This window comes from Kitasatospora sp. NPDC127116, from assembly GCF_042677365.1.
In the GTDB taxonomy this organism is placed as follows: Bacteria; Actinomycetota; Actinomycetes; order Streptomycetales; family Streptomycetaceae; genus Kitasatospora; species Kitasatospora lactacystinica.
Genome location: NZ_JBHXTL010000120.1, coordinates 16,122 through 30,172, shown reverse-complemented (window position 1 = coordinate 30,172; position 14,051 = coordinate 16,122). Strand labels below are relative to the sequence as shown.

Here is a 14,051-nt window from a genome sequence, read left to right as displayed (position 1 = left end):
ATGTCCGGGTCGACGAGTTCGGCGCGGGCGAGTGCGATCAACTGCCGCTGTCCGGCGGCCGGCCGTCAGTGCGCGGCGAAGGCCGAGGAGATCTGCGCGGCGGCGTCGGCCGAGGCCTTGGCCACGTCGGCCTTGCCGGTGACGACCTGCTGGAGCATCGTCGGGATCACCGACTGGGCGTCGATCTGCGCCCACGCCTGGTCGAGCGGGACGAACCTGGTGCCGGCCGCGATGGTGTCGGTGAAGGGCTTCAGGAACGCGTCCTTCGCCGCCACCTTGCCGCTGACGGACTTGAGCGTCGGCAGGTTGCCCATCGCGTCGTACATCTGCTCCTGGTACGCGGGGCTCGCCAGCAGCTCGGCGAACTCGACGGCCAGCGTGCGGTGCTTGGCCGCCTTCATCACGCCCAGGTTGTTGCCGCCGGCGAAGGCCGGGGCGATCGAGCCGGGCTTCTCACCGGGCAGCGGCACCACGCCGTACTTGCCCTTGACCGCGCCCGCGTCCACCTTGCCGCGGTTGGAGTTGAGCAGCACCGCCATCGCCGACTTGCCGGCCGCGAACAGGTCCACGGTCTTGCCACCGGTCAGGTCCGCGCACTGCTGGGCGGGGCAGCCGTCCGCGCCGAACAGGTCGGTGTAGCGCTTGATCCCGGCCTGCGAGGCGGGCGAGGCGATCGCCGCCTTGAACGCGGCGCCGTCCTTGGCGGCGATGTCGCCGCCCGCGTCCCAGACGAAGGGCAGCGCGGCGAAGGTGTACTTGCCGCCGACGGCGATGCCGAAGGTGTCCGGGTGCGCGGCGTGGATCTTCTGGTTGGCGGCGACCAGCTCGGCGTACGAGGTCGGCGGGGTGAGGCCGGCCTCGGTGAACAGGTCGGTGCGGTAGTACAGCGCGCGCACGCCGACCCACCAGGGCAGGCCGTAGGTCTTGCCGTCCACCACGGCGGTCTTGGCGATCGCCGGGTCGAGGTCGCCCTTGTCCTGCCACTTGTCCAGGTCGGCGGTGATGTCGGCGAGGCCGCCGGCGGCGACGTAGCCGGGCAGGTCGGTGTTGCCGAACTCGACCAGGTCGGGGGCGCTGTTCGGGTCGTTGAAGGCGCCCTTCATCTTGGCGGCGCGGGCCGAGGCGTCGGTGTCGATGTAGCTGACGTTGACGGTGGCGCCCTGGTGGGAGGCCTGGAACTCGGCCACGGCCTTGGAGATCACGGCCTCCTTGGCCGCGTTGCCGGCCTCGTTGTACAGCCAGACCTGCACGGTGCCGGTCCGGTCGTCGGCGGCCTTGTCGCTCGCCGGCGCGGCGGTGCCGGGGGCACAGGCGGTGGCGGCCAGGCAGCCGGCGGCGAGCACGGCGGCTGCGGCGGTCCGTCCGATGAGTCGCATGGTGGAGACCTCCCCTCCCGACAGCTGCCGCCGAGACGTCCGCCGCCGGGGACGGGCACGTCGAAGCAGGCCCTGACCGGGGCCGATGGTGGGTGAAGTGGTGGGGGTACGGCAGGGCGCAGCGCTCGGGTGGGGCGTCGTCGCCTGCTCGATGGCAGGGACGTTAGGCGGGGCCGATCGGCGCCAACAAGAGGGAGTTGGTGAAAGTTTTGCACTGCACAACGTTGTATCGAAGATGCGGCGATCGGGTCGCGAACGGGTACGTTCTGACAACCGCCGCCGACCTGCGGGGGAACACCGGCAGAACGACACCAGGGAACGGACCCATGACGGAGACGGCGCCCAAGAAACCCGCCACCGAACGCAACCAGTCCTCCTCGCTGCGCCGCGCCCTCGCCGTCCTCGGCTACGTCCGCGACCACGGCGACCGGCGCGGCGTCCCGCTCGCCCAGCTCGCCGACGGCCTCGGCCTCAACAAGAGCACCGTGCTGCGACTGGCCGGCCCCCTGCTGGACGAGCACCTCCTCGACCGGGACCGCGAGACCGGCTGGTTCCGGCTCGGCCACGGCTCGCTGCGGCTCGGTCAGGCCTACCTGACCACCCTCGACCTGCGCAGCGTCGCCGCCGAGCACCTGCGCCGGCTCCAGCGCGAGGCCGGCGAGACCGTCCACCTGACCGTCTGGCAGGCCCCCGGGATCGTCTACCTGGACAAGGTCGAGGACGAGACCAACGTCCGGATGGCCTCCCGGGTCGGCAGCCGGGCTCCCGCCTACTGCACCGCCACCGGAAAGGCGATCCTGGCCTGGCTGCCCGAGGAGGCCGTCGCCGAGGTGGTCGCGGCCGGGCTGCGCCCGGTCACCGCCTGGACCATCGCCGACGAGCCCCGGCTCCGCGCCGACCTCGCCCGCATCCGCGCCCGCGGCTACTCGATCGACGACCGCGAGAACGAGCCCGAGGTCCGCTGCGTCGCCGCCCCGATCTTCGACCACACCGGCGAGGTCACCGCCGCCCTCTCCGTCTCCGGCCTCACCTCACGGATGACCGCCGCCCGGGTCCGCGCCCTCGGCCCGGTCGTCGCCCAGGTCGGGCTGCGGATCTCCCGCGAACTCGGCTCCGACCGCCAGCCGTCCTGAACGCCGGGCCGCTGCCCGGCCGCAGTCAGGCCGTTGCCTGGCCGGGGTCCTGCCCCGGAAACGCGGACAGGGCCCGGCGCCGTTTCCACGGCACCGGACCCTGTCCGATTTCGGAGCGCCAGGCCCGGGTCGCACGGACTCTTCCTACTGAAAGTAGGACGTGCTCTGGTAGCACCACTGACGCCTGAGGAGGAATCGCTCCCTCGCAACGAGAAGTACAGTACCAGCTCCGTGATCATTCAACGAATCGGAGGGAAATCCCGGATGACGAACGCTCGACTCCGGACGGTTCCGTACACCGCCGGACGACTGACGGACATCCACCTTCCGGCCTCCGGCACCACCGGGCCGGCCCCCGTCGTGCTGCTCTGGCACGGCAACGGCCCGAACGAGCGCGATGTGCTGCGGCCGTTGGCCCAGGAGGCCGCCGGGCTGGGGCTGCTGGTGCTCGTCCCGGACTGGGACGCCACGCAGCCGGACGGCGGCAGTGCCGAACTGCTCGCCTCGCTGGACCGGGCCCGCCCGATCGCCACCGAGTACGGCGGGGACCCGAAGCGCCTCGTCCTGGCCGGCTGGTCGATGGGCGGCCGCGAGGCGATCGCGGTGGCCACCCATCCCGACACCCCCGCCGAACTGCGCCCCGCCGCCGCGGTCGGCATCGCCTCCCACTACTCGACCAGGGCCGTCACCACCGGCGAGGCCCCGCTCGACCACCTGGCGGCCAGCCCCTCCCCCGTCCCGCTCCGGCTGGTCCACGGCACGGCGGACGAGATCGTGGACGTCGAGCACACCCGGCAGTTGAGCGCTGCTCTTACAAAGCAGATGTCGGCGGTACGGACCCTCGAACTCCCCACCGACCACGCCGGCGTGGTGATGACCGCCTACCGTCCCGAGGCCCGCCGCTGCCTCCCGGCCACCGATGCCGCCACCCTGGCCGCCGGCCGACGGACCGCCGCCGTCCTCGCCGAGGCGGCCGGACTGTCGTAGGCCCGTCCTCGGGCTCCCGCCCGCGGGGCCGCGCGGGCCGCTAGCCGTTCCCCGCCGCCGGCTCCCGCGGCCCGCGGCCGCGTTCCAGCGCCTCCAGGTCGCGCTGCAGCGGTGGGCGCGGGACGGCCAGGACCGGGCAGCTGGCGTGCCGCACGCAGTAGGCGGTGACCGAGGGGTGCACCAGCCGGGCGAGGCGGCCGCGCTCCCGGCCGGCGCCGAGGACGAGCAGGTCCCCGGGCCGGTCGGCGCACCGCACCAGCGTGTGGCCGGTGTCGCCGCGAACGGTCTGGCAGCGCAGGCGGACACCCGCGTAGCGTCCGGCGAAGGCCTCGTCGAGGGCCTGCCGCAGCCGGGCCACGGCGGCGTCGCGGCCGGCCTCGATCACCGGCGGGCACGGGGTCCGGCGGTAGCCGAGTTCGTCGCCGGGCGGGGTCCAGCAGAGCACCGCGAGCACCTCGACGTCCGTCCGGCGGGCCTCGGCCACCGCGTGGTGCAGCGCGGCGAGGCTGCCGAGCGAGCCGCTGATGCCGACCACGATCCGGCCCTCGTCGGTACCACTGTCCGCCATGGCTCCGCCCCTGCCTCTCCGTCCGGCCGCGCGCGGATGCCCTGGTGCCAAGGTGCCCGGGTGCCCGGGTGCCCGCGCACCGGACGGCCCTGGCCCTTGCTGCGCCGGACCGCGCCGAACCGCGCCGATTTCACCCCAGCAAAGCGGTCCGCGCCCGTACGGCACCGGCCCGTTGACGCGGCTCTGACGTGGAGCCCGCCGTTCCGTACGCGTCCCTGACGCCGCGCGGGCGAGGCGCGCTCAGCGCTCCGGCGACTCCGGCCGCTCCGGTTGCTCCGGTTGCTCCGGTTGCTCCGGCGACCCCGCCTCCCAGAGGTCCGCGAACATCCGGTCCAGGTGCTCCTCCCCGATCGGCGGGACCGGCAGCGGGTGGGCGGCCCGGGCGCGGAAGCCGTCGAGCAGGAGGGCGAGGTAGCGGCGCCAGAGGTCGGGGCGCAGCTCGGTGGCGGCGGGCAGGGCACGGCAGAGCGGGCCGAGGAGGAAGAGCAGGTCCATGGTGACCACGTCGCGGCGCATGGTGCCCTGTTCCTGGGCGCGGGCGATCAGGACGCCGACGGTGGCGGCGTGCCGGCGGCTGATCTCGATCATTCCGGGGATGGCCGGGATGGCCTGGGTGACCAGGTCGTTGATGCCCCGGTCGGCGGCGACCAGCTCGAAGATCCGCCCGAAGTACCGTTCGAGGCCGCTCCAGGCGTCCTCGGCGGCGAGCGCCTCCTCGCCCGCGGCGGCCAGACCGCCCCCGGCGTCCTCGAACACCTCGGCGATCAGCGCCTCGCGGGTCGGGAAGTGCCGGTAGAGGGTGGCGTTGCCGACGCCGGCCTCCTTGGCGATCTGGTCCAGCGGCACGTCGAGGCCGTGCCGGGAGAACATGTCGCGGGCGGCGGCGAGCAGCTGGTCGCGGTTGCGCTGCGCGTCCCGCCGGAGCCGCCCCGGGGGGTTCGCGCTGCTCGGTGGTGCCATGCCCCGACCCTAGCAAGCGCCGGGCTCGCCCACCGGGCACCGCCCACCAGCCCCGCCGAGCCGCTCAACTACCCTGTGGGGTCGACGAGATGGACGGTACGCAGGCGCAGAACGGTGCGCCTGCACGAAGGGGGCGACCAAGCGATGGCCACGGTGACGGAGCTGCGGTACTACCCGGTCAAGGGCTGCGCCGGGGTGACGGCCGCGCAGGCGGAGCTCACCCGGGCCGGGCTGGCCCATGACCGGGAGTTCATGGTGGTGGACGAGGAGGGCGTGTTCCGCTCCCAGCGCCGGGATCCGGTCCTGGCCACCGTCCGCCCGGCGGTGACGCGGGACGGCCGCTCACTGACGCTGACCGCCGCCGGCATGGAGCCGGTGTCGGTGACGGTGGACACCGAGGGCCCGCGCCGCGAGGTGCGGATGTTCGATCTGCCGTTCCTCGGCATCGATCAGGGCGAGGAGGCCGCCGACTGGCTGTCCGAGGTGCTGGGCTCGCGCGGCCGGCTGGTCCGGGTACCGCCGGAGCACGACCGGGTGACCACCGGACTGACCCCGGGCACCTCGGGCTATGCGGACAGTTGCGCCGTGCTCCTGGTGTCGCACTCCTCGCTGGAGCACTTCAACGAGCTCTCCGACGCCCGGCCGGTGCCCATGGACCGGTTCCGCGCGAACCTGGTGGTGGACGGCTGGACCGAACCGCACACCGAGGACCTGGCCCGCAGGATCGAGGTGGGCGGGGCCGAACTGGGCTACGCCAAGCTGGCGATCCGCTGCGCCGTGACGACGCTGGACCAGTCCAGCGGCACCAAGGCGGGGCCGGAGCCGCTGCGCACCCTGGCCCGGTACCGCCGGGCGGCTGCGGGCGGGGTGGCGTTCGGCAGCAAGTTCGCGGTGCTGCGGCCCGGCACGCTGCGGGTGGGGGACGAGCTTACGGTGGGCGCCTGGGGGCCGTCCGAGCTCTGAGCCCGGCGCGGCCGTCGCCGCGGCGGCCTCGGCCTCGGTCTCGCTCTCGGTCTCGACTTCGGCTTCGGCTCCGGCTCCGGCTTCGCTCCCGGCAGTCGGCCCGGCCGCACGGCGGTGACCTCGGCGGGGAAGCAGGCCGGGGCCACCGTCGTGCCGGAAGCGTTCCGGGACGGTCGGTCAGTGGAGGTTCAGCAGGTCTGGTCGATCAGGGAGAACGTGGCGTAGTGGTCGCCGGTGTAGTAGTCCTCCTGGTAGGACCGGCCGGTCACGATCCGGCGGGCGCCGCGGGTCGGGGAGCCCGGGGTGATGACGGTGTACTCGTGGTAGTAGCCGTAGGACTCACCGGGCAGGACGCCCTCCCGGTTCTGGAAGACCACACCGTCCTGGGAGTAGGGGAAGGGGCCACCGGAGGCGATCAGGTCGAGGGTGTCGGCGGCCTGCGACGGGAGGGCGGAGAGGCAGACCGTTCCGCTCACGTCGGCGTGCGCGTCGGTGGCGACGGCGACCGGGGCGAGGGTCATCAGGGCGACGGCGGTGACGGCGGCGGCGCGGGACTTCCACGCGCGTAGAGTGCGAGTCATGCCCCTCAGTGTGGCGGGACACCGTCAACTCTGGAAGCCTTCGGAAAAACTATTAACCAGTGAGTAACCCCCCTTTACCTGCGCAGACTTGAGCCGTACGCCGACCACCGCACCCCGCCCCCGGGGCCACCCGCACGACGCCCACGAACCGCCCGGCCGACACAAGGGTCGACCGTCATCGAACTCAAGCCGGAGCTGTCCCGCCCGGACCGCGCCGCATAGAGTGCCCCGTAGCGTGGCGGATCACGGCAAGGCCGGAACGATCTCTGACGGGGTGGGCATGGGTACGGGCTCGGGCACGGCACTGACGGCCCACCAGCTGATCGGACTGCTGGTCGACCCCGACGGCTTCCGCAGCTGGGACGAGCCGCCGGCCGCCGACCGGGCCGACCCCGGCTACCGCGCCTCGCTCGACCGCGCCCGTGAGCGCACCGGCCTGGACGAGGCCGTCCTCACCGGCCTCGGCCTGATCGGCGGCCGGCCGGTCGCCCTCATCGCCTCCGAGTTCGGCTTCCTCGGCGGCTCGATCGGCGTCGCCACCGCCGAGCGGATCACCCGCGCCGTCGAACGCGCCACCGCCGAGCGGCTGCCGCTGCTCGCCCTGCCCGTCTCCGGCGGGACGCGGATGCAGGAGGGGTCGGCGGCCTTCCTCTGCATGCTGCGGATCACCGCCGCCGTCCAGGCGCACCGCGCCGCCGGCCTCCCCTATGTCACCTATCTGCGCAACCCCACCATGGGCGGGGTCTTCGCCTCCTGGGGCACGCTCGGGCAGCTGGTCCTCGCCGAGCCGGGCGCCCGGCTCGGCTTCCTCGGCCCGCGGGTGTACGAGGAACTGCGCGGCGTGGAGCTGCCGCCGGACGTCCAGCGGGCCGAGACGCTCGCCGGCCAGGGGCTGGTGGACGCCGTCGTGCCGCCGCAGGAGCTGCGCGAACTGCTCCGCCGCGCGCTGACCGTGCTCGCCGCCGCACCGCCGGCCCCTTCCACCGGCCCCGAGTCCGCGCCTGCTCCCGAGCCCGAAACCGAGCCCGAGCCCGAAACCGACCCGGACGCCCCCGGACACCCGGACGCCTGGGACTCCGTCCGCCGCACCCGTCGCCCCGACCGCCCGGGCGCCCGCGAACTGCTGCGGCACACCACCGAGGAGCTGGTGCTGCTGGACGCCCCCGGCGGGCGCGGCGGCGCGCTGGTCCGGGCACTGGCCGTGCTCGGCGGGCGGCCCGTGCTGGTCGTCGGCCAGCAGCGGCAGACCCCCGAGCACGAGCGCCCCTTCACCGCCGCCGACCTGCGGGCCGTACGGCGCACCGCGCGCCTGGCCGAACAGCTCGGGCTGCCACTGGTCACCGTGGTGGACACGGCCGGCGCCGAGCTGTCGGCACGGGCCGAGCTGGACGGCATCGCGGTGGAGATCGCCCACTGCCTCACCACCCTGCTCGCGCTGCGCACGCCCGTCCTGGCCGTACTGCTCGGCCAGGGCTCGGGCGGCGGGGCGCTCGCGCTGCTCCCGGCGGACCGGGTGATCGCCGCCGAGCACGCCTGGCTGGCACCGCTGCCGCCGGAGGGCGCCTCGGCGATCGTCCACCGGGACGGCTCGCACGCCGCCGAGCTGGCCCGCTCCCAGGGGATCGGGGCGCGCCACCTGGCCGAGGTCGGGCTGGTCGACGAGGTGGTTCCGGAGCTGCCGGACGCCGCCGAGGAGCCGGAGGCCTTCTGTGCCCGGCTCGGGCAGGCGGTCGGCGCGGCGCTCGGCGCCCTGGCGGCCACCGCCGAAACGGACCGGCTCGCGGCCCGGGCCGCCCGGCACCGTCGACTGGGCGACCTGCGCTAGCCGTCCACCACGGCGGCTCGGCTCCGGTCCCGCCGCGACCGTGTGACACCGGCATCGGCATGGCCGGAGCGGTGTGGCGCCGGTCTCAGCACCACGGTGTGGCCCCGGTCTCAAGGCAGCGTTGATCATCTTCACCCACCGTGCGGCCGCCGGACCGGCGAGTGACGCCCCCCGAGCCCCGGACGGTGAGTGCGCTCACACGTGATCAACGACTACGACGGACGGTAGTGGACACCCCGGCGGCACCCGCGCCGCCCCGACGCTCCCCGCGTTCCCACAGCTCAGCACCGGTCGGCAGGCTTCGCGCGGCCGGCCCTTCGAATCCACGGCGCCCCGTTCCGTACGACCGCGGGTCGTACCGAGCGGGTCTTGGCGACGGCCGATCCGGTCTGGCAACAATGGCTTCCATCGCCAGCCGCACCGGCTCCTGTCCCGCCGGTGAACGGCTTCCTGATCGCGTCGCACCCCGCAACCGTTCGGCCCTTGTCCGGCCGTGGTCCTGGGCGGGGAGCGACCGGCCCAACCCGATTGAGGTCCTGTTCTTCATGCCCGCTTTCAAGCTCCGCATGCGCACTTCCGCCGCGATTCTCGCCGGCGCCGCCGGTCTGACCGCCCTGGGCGCGGGTGTCCTGCCCGCCACCGCGAACGCCGCCACCGCCTCCCCGCAGGCCATCGCCGCCCAGATCGTCCCGGCCAACCAGCTGGCGTCCTTCAGCCAGATCATCGCCCACGAGTCCAGCTGGAACGTGACCGCGACCAACCCGAGCTCGGGCGCGTACGGCCTGGCCCAGGCGCTGCCGGGCTCCAAGATGGCCACGCACGGCTCGGACTGGAAGACCAACCCGACCACCCAGATCAAGTGGGCGCTGGACTACATGAACACCCGCTACGGCAGCCCGAACGCCGCCTGGAACTTCTGGCAGACCCACCACTGGTACTAAGCCGACCCCGTCGGCCCACCGACCACCGCCCGCCACCTGACCACTCCCCCTCACCCCGGGGGTCGGACAGGGACCACCGGGGTGCCCGAGAGGGCCCGGACCCGCGCGACCCGCGTGGTCCGGGCCCTCTCCTGGTTCTCCGGCGGCGGCCCGGCGCATGGACCGCGCCCGCCCGGGCCACGGCGTGGGCGCCACGGCGCATGGACCCCCGCGTGCGGACTACGCGCTCCCGGGCTTCGCGGCCGCGGGCTCACGGCGTGCGGGCTTCGCGCTCACGGGCTCACGGGCTCCCGGCGTGCGGGCTACAGCCCGCCGGTGAGCCCGAGCAGCTCGCGCATCCGCGCGTACTTGGCGGCCAGCCGCTCGGCGGTCGCCGGGTCCAGGGTGGCGAGGCGGGCCGGATCGGAGTTGTGCGCCAGGTCCGCGCGCTTGACCAGCAGCGCGCCCGGCGTGGCCAGGATGCGCGCGGTGTACGCCTCGACCGGCTCGTCCGGGCGCCGGGTGAGCGCGTCCACGATCGCCTTGGTCTCCTCCGGCAGCGCGGCCCCGGCCAGCCACTCCCGGCTCAGCCGGTCGTCCTCGACGGTGTCGTGCAGCCAGCCCGCCGCGATCTGCGCCGCACTGCCGCCGCGCGCCGCCGTCCCCCGGGCGACCGCCGCGATGTGCTCGCCGTACGGGTGGCCGTTCTTGTCCACCTGCCCCTGGTGGGCCCGGCGCGCGATCGCCTCCACCTCGGACAGGCTCAGGTACTGGTCCTCCATCGGGCCATCGTAGGCCCGGGCGATCGGTCGGGCTTCGGTCCCTCGGCGCCCGGGCGATCGTCCGGGCTTCGGTCGCTCGGCCCCGCCCCTGCCGGCCGACACCGTCCCGGACGGCCGGTCTGCTGGCGTGCTCGCGACAGACCCACTGATCGCCGTGCCCGCGGCCACTGGTTTACTGCCCCGGGGGTTCATGGGCTTCGGGGGGTCACCGCGCTCGGAAGTCGGCGCCCCCGACGGGACACCCCCGTCGCACCGGCAGATCCGTCCGAGCGATCCGAGGAACCATGCCAGCCCTGCATCCCCTGCTGTCCGCCTTCGCGCCGATCTGGGCGCTCACCGGCGTCGGCTACGTCGTCGGCCGCGCCGGGCTGCTCGGGCCGCACGCCGAGACGGTGCTCAACCGGTTCGTCTTCCACGTGGCGATGCCGGCCGCGCTGTTCCTGATGATCGCCCGCACCCCGCTGGACCGCTTCGCCAACGCCTCGATGCTCGCCTTCACGGCCGGCACCGCGGTCGCGATCGGCCTCGGGCTGCTCGCCGGGCGGCTGCTGTTCCACCGCAAGCCCGGCGAACTGGCCATCGGCGCGATGGCCTCCGGCTACGTCAACTCGGCCAACCTCGGCATCCCGGTGACCATGCAGGTCCTCGGCGACGCCTCGTTCGTGGCGCCCGTGGTGCTGTTCCAGATCCTGGTGGTCACCCCCGCCGTCCTGGCCGTCCTGGACGGTGGCGCGGCCGGCCGCCGGGCGCTGCTCACCCTGCCCGTCCGCAACCCGATCCTGCTGGCCACCGCGCTGGGCGCGGTCGTGTCGGCGACCGGCGTGCACCTGCCTGCCGAGCTGAATCGTTCCTGCGAACTGCTCGGCGGCGCCGGCGTCCCCACCGCGCTGATCACCCTCGGCCTCTCGCTGCACAACCGCCCACCGGCGGACGGCCGTCCGCGCCGCACCGAGGTCGGGCTGATCGTCGTGCTCAAGACCCTGGTCCAGCCGCTGGTCGCACTCGCCGTGGCCGGCCCGCTGCTCCACCTGCCCGCCCACCAGCTCCTCACCGTGGTGCTGTTCTCGGCGCTGCCCACCGCGCAGAACGTGTACACCTACGCCCGCGAGTACCAGCGGGGCACCGCCCTCGCCCGGGACGCGGTGCTCTGGTCGACGCTCCTGTCGATGGCGACGCTGTCGGTGATCAGCTGGACCCTCGGCCCCGCGTAGTTCCGGCGCGTTCACCTCTCCCTGGCGGCCGACACCACCTCGGTCACGGCCGCCAGGAAGCGCCGGGCCGTGTCCAGCTCCCCCGGCTCGAACCGCCGCATCGCCGCGACCAGATCGCCGATCAGCCCGCCGAAGAAGCCCTCCCCCAGCTCCATCGCCCGCTCCTCCACCAGCAGCCGCACCCGGCGCCGGTCCTGCGGGTCGCGCTCGCGCCGGATCAGCCCGAGCCGCTCCAGCCGGTCCACCAGGCCGGTGGTACCCGCCGAGTTCAGCCCCAGCGCCTCGCCGAGCCGGCCCGGAGTGACGACCTCCCCGGCCCTGGCCGCGTCCAGCAGGTGGATCAGCGCCCGCAGATCGGTCGGGTGCAGACCGTTGCGGGCCGCGAACTCGGCTCCGAACAGGTCGAGTTCGACCGTCAGACCACGCAACAGATGGACCAGCCGCATCGGCTCGGCAACCTCGGACACCCTGTCGTCCTTCCTCGGGGAGGGCATGTGCGACTATTCTCTCGCTCAGCGAGATAATTGCTCAGCGAGATGCTTGTTCAGCGCGATACGTGTTCGGCGAGTGGTTCAGCCGACCCGGCCGCCATCACACCACACCCGCGGAGGCCCCATGTCCGCCCGCACCGCCCCCTTCCTCGCCGCCTACGACGCCCTGCTCGCCCGCTGGCCCGTCCCGGTCGAGGCACTCACCGTCCGCACCGCCCACGGCACCACCCGGATCAACGCCTGCGGCCCCGCCGACGGCCGCCCCCTCGTCCTGCTCCACGGCGGCGGCGCCACCTCCACCATGTGGTTCGCCAACGCCGGCGCCTGGGCCGAGGCCGGACACCGCGTCCTCGCCGTCGACCTCATCGGCGACCCCGGCCGCAGCATCCACGACGGCGCCGCCCTCGACGGCGTCCCCGGCCTGCTCGGCTGGCTGGACGCCGTCCTCGACGGACTCGACGTCCCGCGGGCCGACCTCTGCGGCCACTCGTACGGCGGCTGGATCGCCCTGGAGTACGCCCTGCACGCCCCCACCCGGGTCGGCAGGCTCGCCCTGCTCGACCCCACCCAGTGCTTCGCCGGTTTCCGCCCCGGCTACCTGCTGCGCGCCCTCCCCCTCTTCCTGCCCCACCGCACCCCGGCCCGCGCCCGCTCCTACCTCGACTGGGAGACCGGCGACACCCCGCCCCTCGACCCCGTCTGGCGCGAGCTCTACGCCCTCGGCCACGCCGACTTCCCCGCCTCCCCCGTCGTGACCGGCCCCCGCCCCTCCCCCGAACGCCTCCGCACCCTCACCACCCCCGTCCTCACCCTCCTCGCCGCCCGCAGCCGCACCCACGACCCCCACCGCATCGCCCGGACCGCCCGCCGCACCCTCCCCGGAGCAGAGGTCGCCGTCCTCCCGGGCGTCTCCCACCACAACCTCCCCATGGCCGCCGCCCAGGACCTCAACCCCCGCCTCACCACCTTCCTCACCCCCACCCACCAAACCTGACCGCCCCCCACCCACCCCCACGAGAAGTCGCCCCGCCCCCTGTCCCCGAGCCGCCCCGAGGCCGGCGGCACACCCCGCCCGCCCGCGCGAAAAGTCGGCCCACCCGACTTCTCCCGCCACGCACACCTCCACCCACGTCGCCCCGAGGCAGGCGACACACCCACCCCACACCCAAAGTCGGCCCACCCGACTTCTCGTGCTGCAGGGCGGGCTCGTTGAGTGGGCCCTGGGGAAGAGAGCGTCGTGGTTGGTGTCGGATGGCCTGTGGGGCCGGATCGAGCCGCTGCTGCCCGTGCGGCAGCAGCGGCTTCGCAGGATCGGCCGTCCGCGGTTGGAAGACCGGGGCTGTCTGCAGGGGATCCTGTTCGTGCTGCACGCGGGGATCCAGTGGGAGTGGCCGCCGCAGGAGCTCGGCTTCGGCTCGGGCATGACCTGCTGGCGCCGACTACGGGACTGGCGCGAGGCGGGGGTGTGGGACCGACTGCACCAGGCGCTGCTGACCGAACTGCACCGCGCCGGCGAGCTGGACCGGTCGTGGACGGTGATCGACGGCTCGCACCGCCAGGCCCGTCGCGGCGGCCCAAAACGGGCCCGAGCCCGGTCGACCGTGCCCGATCGGGCTCGAAGCATCACGTGATCACGGACGGCCGGGGCACGCCACTGGCCATCACAGTGACCGGCGGCAACCGCCACGACGTCACCCAGCTCCTGCCACTGCTGGACGCGACCCCCCACATCCGTGGCAGGACCGGTCGTCCGCGCCACCGGCCCCGGCAACTGTTCGCCGACCGCGGCCACGACTTCGACAAGTACCGCCGCCTGCTGTGGAAGCGCGGCATCAAGCCGGTCATCGCCCACCGGGGTGTGCCGCACGGCTCCGGTCATTCCGGCCAGGCAGAGCCCTCAACCGGGCCCGGAGCAGCCTTCCAGATCACGGACTTGCACGAACTTCCTGGCACGCTCCAGCGTTCGACGGCGCCGAAAGTCGGCCAGGTCGACTTCCGGCGGGCGGGGCCGACCTGGTGGCAGGGGTCGGGGGGCGTTCCGGCGGGGGTGGTTGCTCGGGGCGGTGGGCTCGCGGCCGCGCCGCTCGCTCGGGTGCCAGGGCGGGGATGGGGCGAAGGTGTGCCACAGGTGAACCGGGCGAGCATCCGCCGGGCCGCGCGCAGCACCGGCGGCGGGCGGGCTTTCTTGACGAGCACGGGTTCGGCGCGCGAGGGTCGCCGGCCGTCGCCGGGGCGGGAGGGTTGGGCCATGAGG

13 protein-coding genes and 1 pseudogene are annotated in these 14,051 nt (G+C 74.2%); 8 read left to right on the top strand and 6 right to left on the bottom strand.

Annotation, left to right across the window (positions count from 1 at the left end; all coding sequences use genetic code 11):
• Nucleotides 1-65: 65 nt before the first annotated feature.
• Nucleotides 66-1,376 (bottom strand): extracellular solute-binding protein, encoded by a 1,311-nt coding sequence (locus ACFVHV_RS34375; RefSeq protein WP_359907561.1) that lies wholly within the window; start codon nucleotides 1,374-1,376, stop codon nucleotides 66-68.
• Nucleotides 1,377-1,702: 326 nt separating this feature from the next.
• Here ACFVHV_RS34375 and ACFVHV_RS34370 point away from each other — a divergent pair, with 326 nt between their 5' ends.
• Both ACFVHV_RS34370 and ACFVHV_RS34365 read left to right on the top strand, forming a co-directional pair.
• The gene (locus ACFVHV_RS34370; protein WP_359907558.1) at nucleotides 1,703-2,509 is read left to right on the top strand and encodes an IclR family transcriptional regulator; all 807 of its coding nucleotides are present in this window, start codon (nucleotides 1,703-1,705) and stop codon (nucleotides 2,507-2,509) included.
• Between the two features lie 264 nt (nucleotides 2,510-2,773).
• Nucleotides 2,774-3,496, top strand: a complete 723-nt coding sequence (locus tag ACFVHV_RS34365) for an alpha/beta hydrolase (protein ID WP_359907555.1) — start codon at nucleotides 2,774-2,776, stop codon at nucleotides 3,494-3,496.
• Nucleotides 3,497-3,536: 40 nt separating this feature from the next.
• Here ACFVHV_RS34365 and ACFVHV_RS34360 read toward each other — a convergent pair whose 3' ends face one another.
• Together ACFVHV_RS34360 and ACFVHV_RS34355 are read right to left on the bottom strand one after the other, a co-directional pair.
• Nucleotides 3,537-4,064, bottom strand: a complete 528-nt coding sequence (locus ACFVHV_RS34360) for a universal stress protein (RefSeq protein WP_380356567.1) — start codon at nucleotides 4,062-4,064, stop codon at nucleotides 3,537-3,539.
• A 240-nt stretch (nucleotides 4,065-4,304) separates the two neighbouring features.
• A complete protein-coding gene (locus ACFVHV_RS34355; protein WP_380356565.1) occupies nucleotides 4,305-5,024 on the bottom strand; it encodes a TetR/AcrR family transcriptional regulator in 720 nt (239 codons plus the stop codon).
• Nucleotides 5,025-5,168: 144 nt separating this feature from the next.
• On the opposite strand from ACFVHV_RS34355, the gene ACFVHV_RS34350 reads away from it, so the two are divergent.
• Nucleotides 5,169-5,987, top strand: a complete 819-nt coding sequence (locus ACFVHV_RS34350) for an MOSC N-terminal beta barrel domain-containing protein (protein WP_359907546.1) — start codon at nucleotides 5,169-5,171, stop codon at nucleotides 5,985-5,987.
• Nucleotides 5,988-6,175: 188 nt separating this feature from the next.
• Here ACFVHV_RS34350 and ACFVHV_RS34345 read toward each other — a convergent pair whose 3' ends face one another.
• Complete coding sequence (locus tag ACFVHV_RS34345; protein ID WP_380356563.1) at nucleotides 6,176-6,568, bottom strand: ribonuclease; 393 nt, start codon at nucleotides 6,566-6,568, stop codon at nucleotides 6,176-6,178.
• A gap of 235 nt (nucleotides 6,569-6,803) precedes the next feature.
• Here ACFVHV_RS34345 and ACFVHV_RS34340 point away from each other — a divergent pair, with 235 nt between their 5' ends.
• The gene (locus ACFVHV_RS34340; RefSeq protein ID WP_380356560.1) at nucleotides 6,804-8,393 is read left to right on the top strand and encodes a carboxyl transferase domain-containing protein; all 1,590 of its coding nucleotides are present in this window, start codon (nucleotides 6,804-6,806) and stop codon (nucleotides 8,391-8,393) included.
• 566 nt (nucleotides 8,394-8,959) lie between these two features.
• A complete protein-coding gene (locus ACFVHV_RS34335) occupies nucleotides 8,960-9,334 on the top strand; it encodes a transglycosylase SLT domain-containing protein (protein ID WP_359907540.1) in 375 nt (124 codons plus the stop codon).
• A 302-nt stretch (nucleotides 9,335-9,636) separates the two neighbouring features.
• Here ACFVHV_RS34335 and ACFVHV_RS34330 read toward each other — a convergent pair whose 3' ends face one another.
• Nucleotides 9,637-10,095, bottom strand: coding sequence for an HD domain-containing protein (locus ACFVHV_RS34330; protein WP_380356558.1), 459 nt, complete (start codon nucleotides 10,093-10,095; stop codon nucleotides 9,637-9,639).
• 284 nt (nucleotides 10,096-10,379) lie between these two features.
• On the opposite strand from ACFVHV_RS34330, the gene ACFVHV_RS34325 reads away from it, so the two are divergent.
• Entirely contained in the window at nucleotides 10,380-11,306 is a 927-nt protein-coding gene (locus ACFVHV_RS34325) for an AEC family transporter (RefSeq protein ID WP_359907535.1), read from the top strand.
• Nucleotides 11,307-11,317: 11 nt separating this feature from the next.
• Here ACFVHV_RS34325 and ACFVHV_RS34320 read toward each other — a convergent pair whose 3' ends face one another.
• A complete protein-coding gene (locus ACFVHV_RS34320; RefSeq protein WP_380356556.1) occupies nucleotides 11,318-11,773 on the bottom strand; it encodes a MarR family winged helix-turn-helix transcriptional regulator in 456 nt (151 codons plus the stop codon).
• 148 nt (nucleotides 11,774-11,921) lie between these two features.
• Between ACFVHV_RS34320 and ACFVHV_RS34315 the strand changes: the two genes are divergently transcribed.
• Entirely contained in the window at nucleotides 11,922-12,791 is an 870-nt protein-coding gene (locus ACFVHV_RS34315) for an alpha/beta fold hydrolase (protein ID WP_380356553.1), read from the top strand.
• 226 nt (nucleotides 12,792-13,017) lie between these two features.
• Nucleotides 13,018-13,673, top strand: a pseudogene (locus tag ACFVHV_RS34310) (IS5 family transposase); the annotation flags it as partial.
• Nucleotides 13,674-14,051: the final 378 nt, after the last annotated feature.

What these genes read in the sequence shown, in the direction of transcription:
- ACFVHV_RS34375 (WP_359907561.1), bottom strand. Translation starts at nt 1,376, where the DNA reads ATGCGACTCATCGGACGGACCGCCGCAGCCGCCGTGCTCGCCGCCGGC.
- ACFVHV_RS34370 (WP_359907558.1), top strand. Translation starts at nt 1,703, where the DNA reads ATGACGGAGACGGCGCCCAAGAAACCCGCCACCGAACGCAACCAGTCC.
- ACFVHV_RS34365 (WP_359907555.1), top strand. Translation starts at nt 2,774, where the DNA reads ATGACGAACGCTCGACTCCGGACGGTTCCGTACACCGCCGGACGACTG.
- ACFVHV_RS34360 (WP_380356567.1), bottom strand. Translation starts at nt 4,064, where the DNA reads ATGGCGGACAGTGGTACCGACGAGGGCCGGATCGTGGTCGGCATCAGC.
- ACFVHV_RS34355 (WP_380356565.1), bottom strand. Translation starts at nt 5,024, where the DNA reads ATGGCACCACCGAGCAGCGCGAACCCCCCGGGGCGGCTCCGGCGGGAC.
- ACFVHV_RS34350 (WP_359907546.1), top strand. Translation starts at nt 5,169, where the DNA reads ATGGCCACGGTGACGGAGCTGCGGTACTACCCGGTCAAGGGCTGCGCC.
- ACFVHV_RS34345 (WP_380356563.1), bottom strand. Translation starts at nt 6,568, where the DNA reads ATGACTCGCACTCTACGCGCGTGGAAGTCCCGCGCCGCCGCCGTCACC.
- ACFVHV_RS34335 (WP_359907540.1), top strand. Translation starts at nt 8,960, where the DNA reads ATGCGCACTTCCGCCGCGATTCTCGCCGGCGCCGCCGGTCTGACCGCC.
- ACFVHV_RS34330 (WP_380356558.1), bottom strand. Translation starts at nt 10,095, where the DNA reads ATGGAGGACCAGTACCTGAGCCTGTCCGAGGTGGAGGCGATCGCGCGC.
- ACFVHV_RS34325 (WP_359907535.1), top strand. Translation starts at nt 10,380, where the DNA reads ATGCCAGCCCTGCATCCCCTGCTGTCCGCCTTCGCGCCGATCTGGGCG.
- ACFVHV_RS34315 (WP_380356553.1), top strand. Translation starts at nt 11,922, where the DNA reads ATGTCCGCCCGCACCGCCCCCTTCCTCGCCGCCTACGACGCCCTGCTC.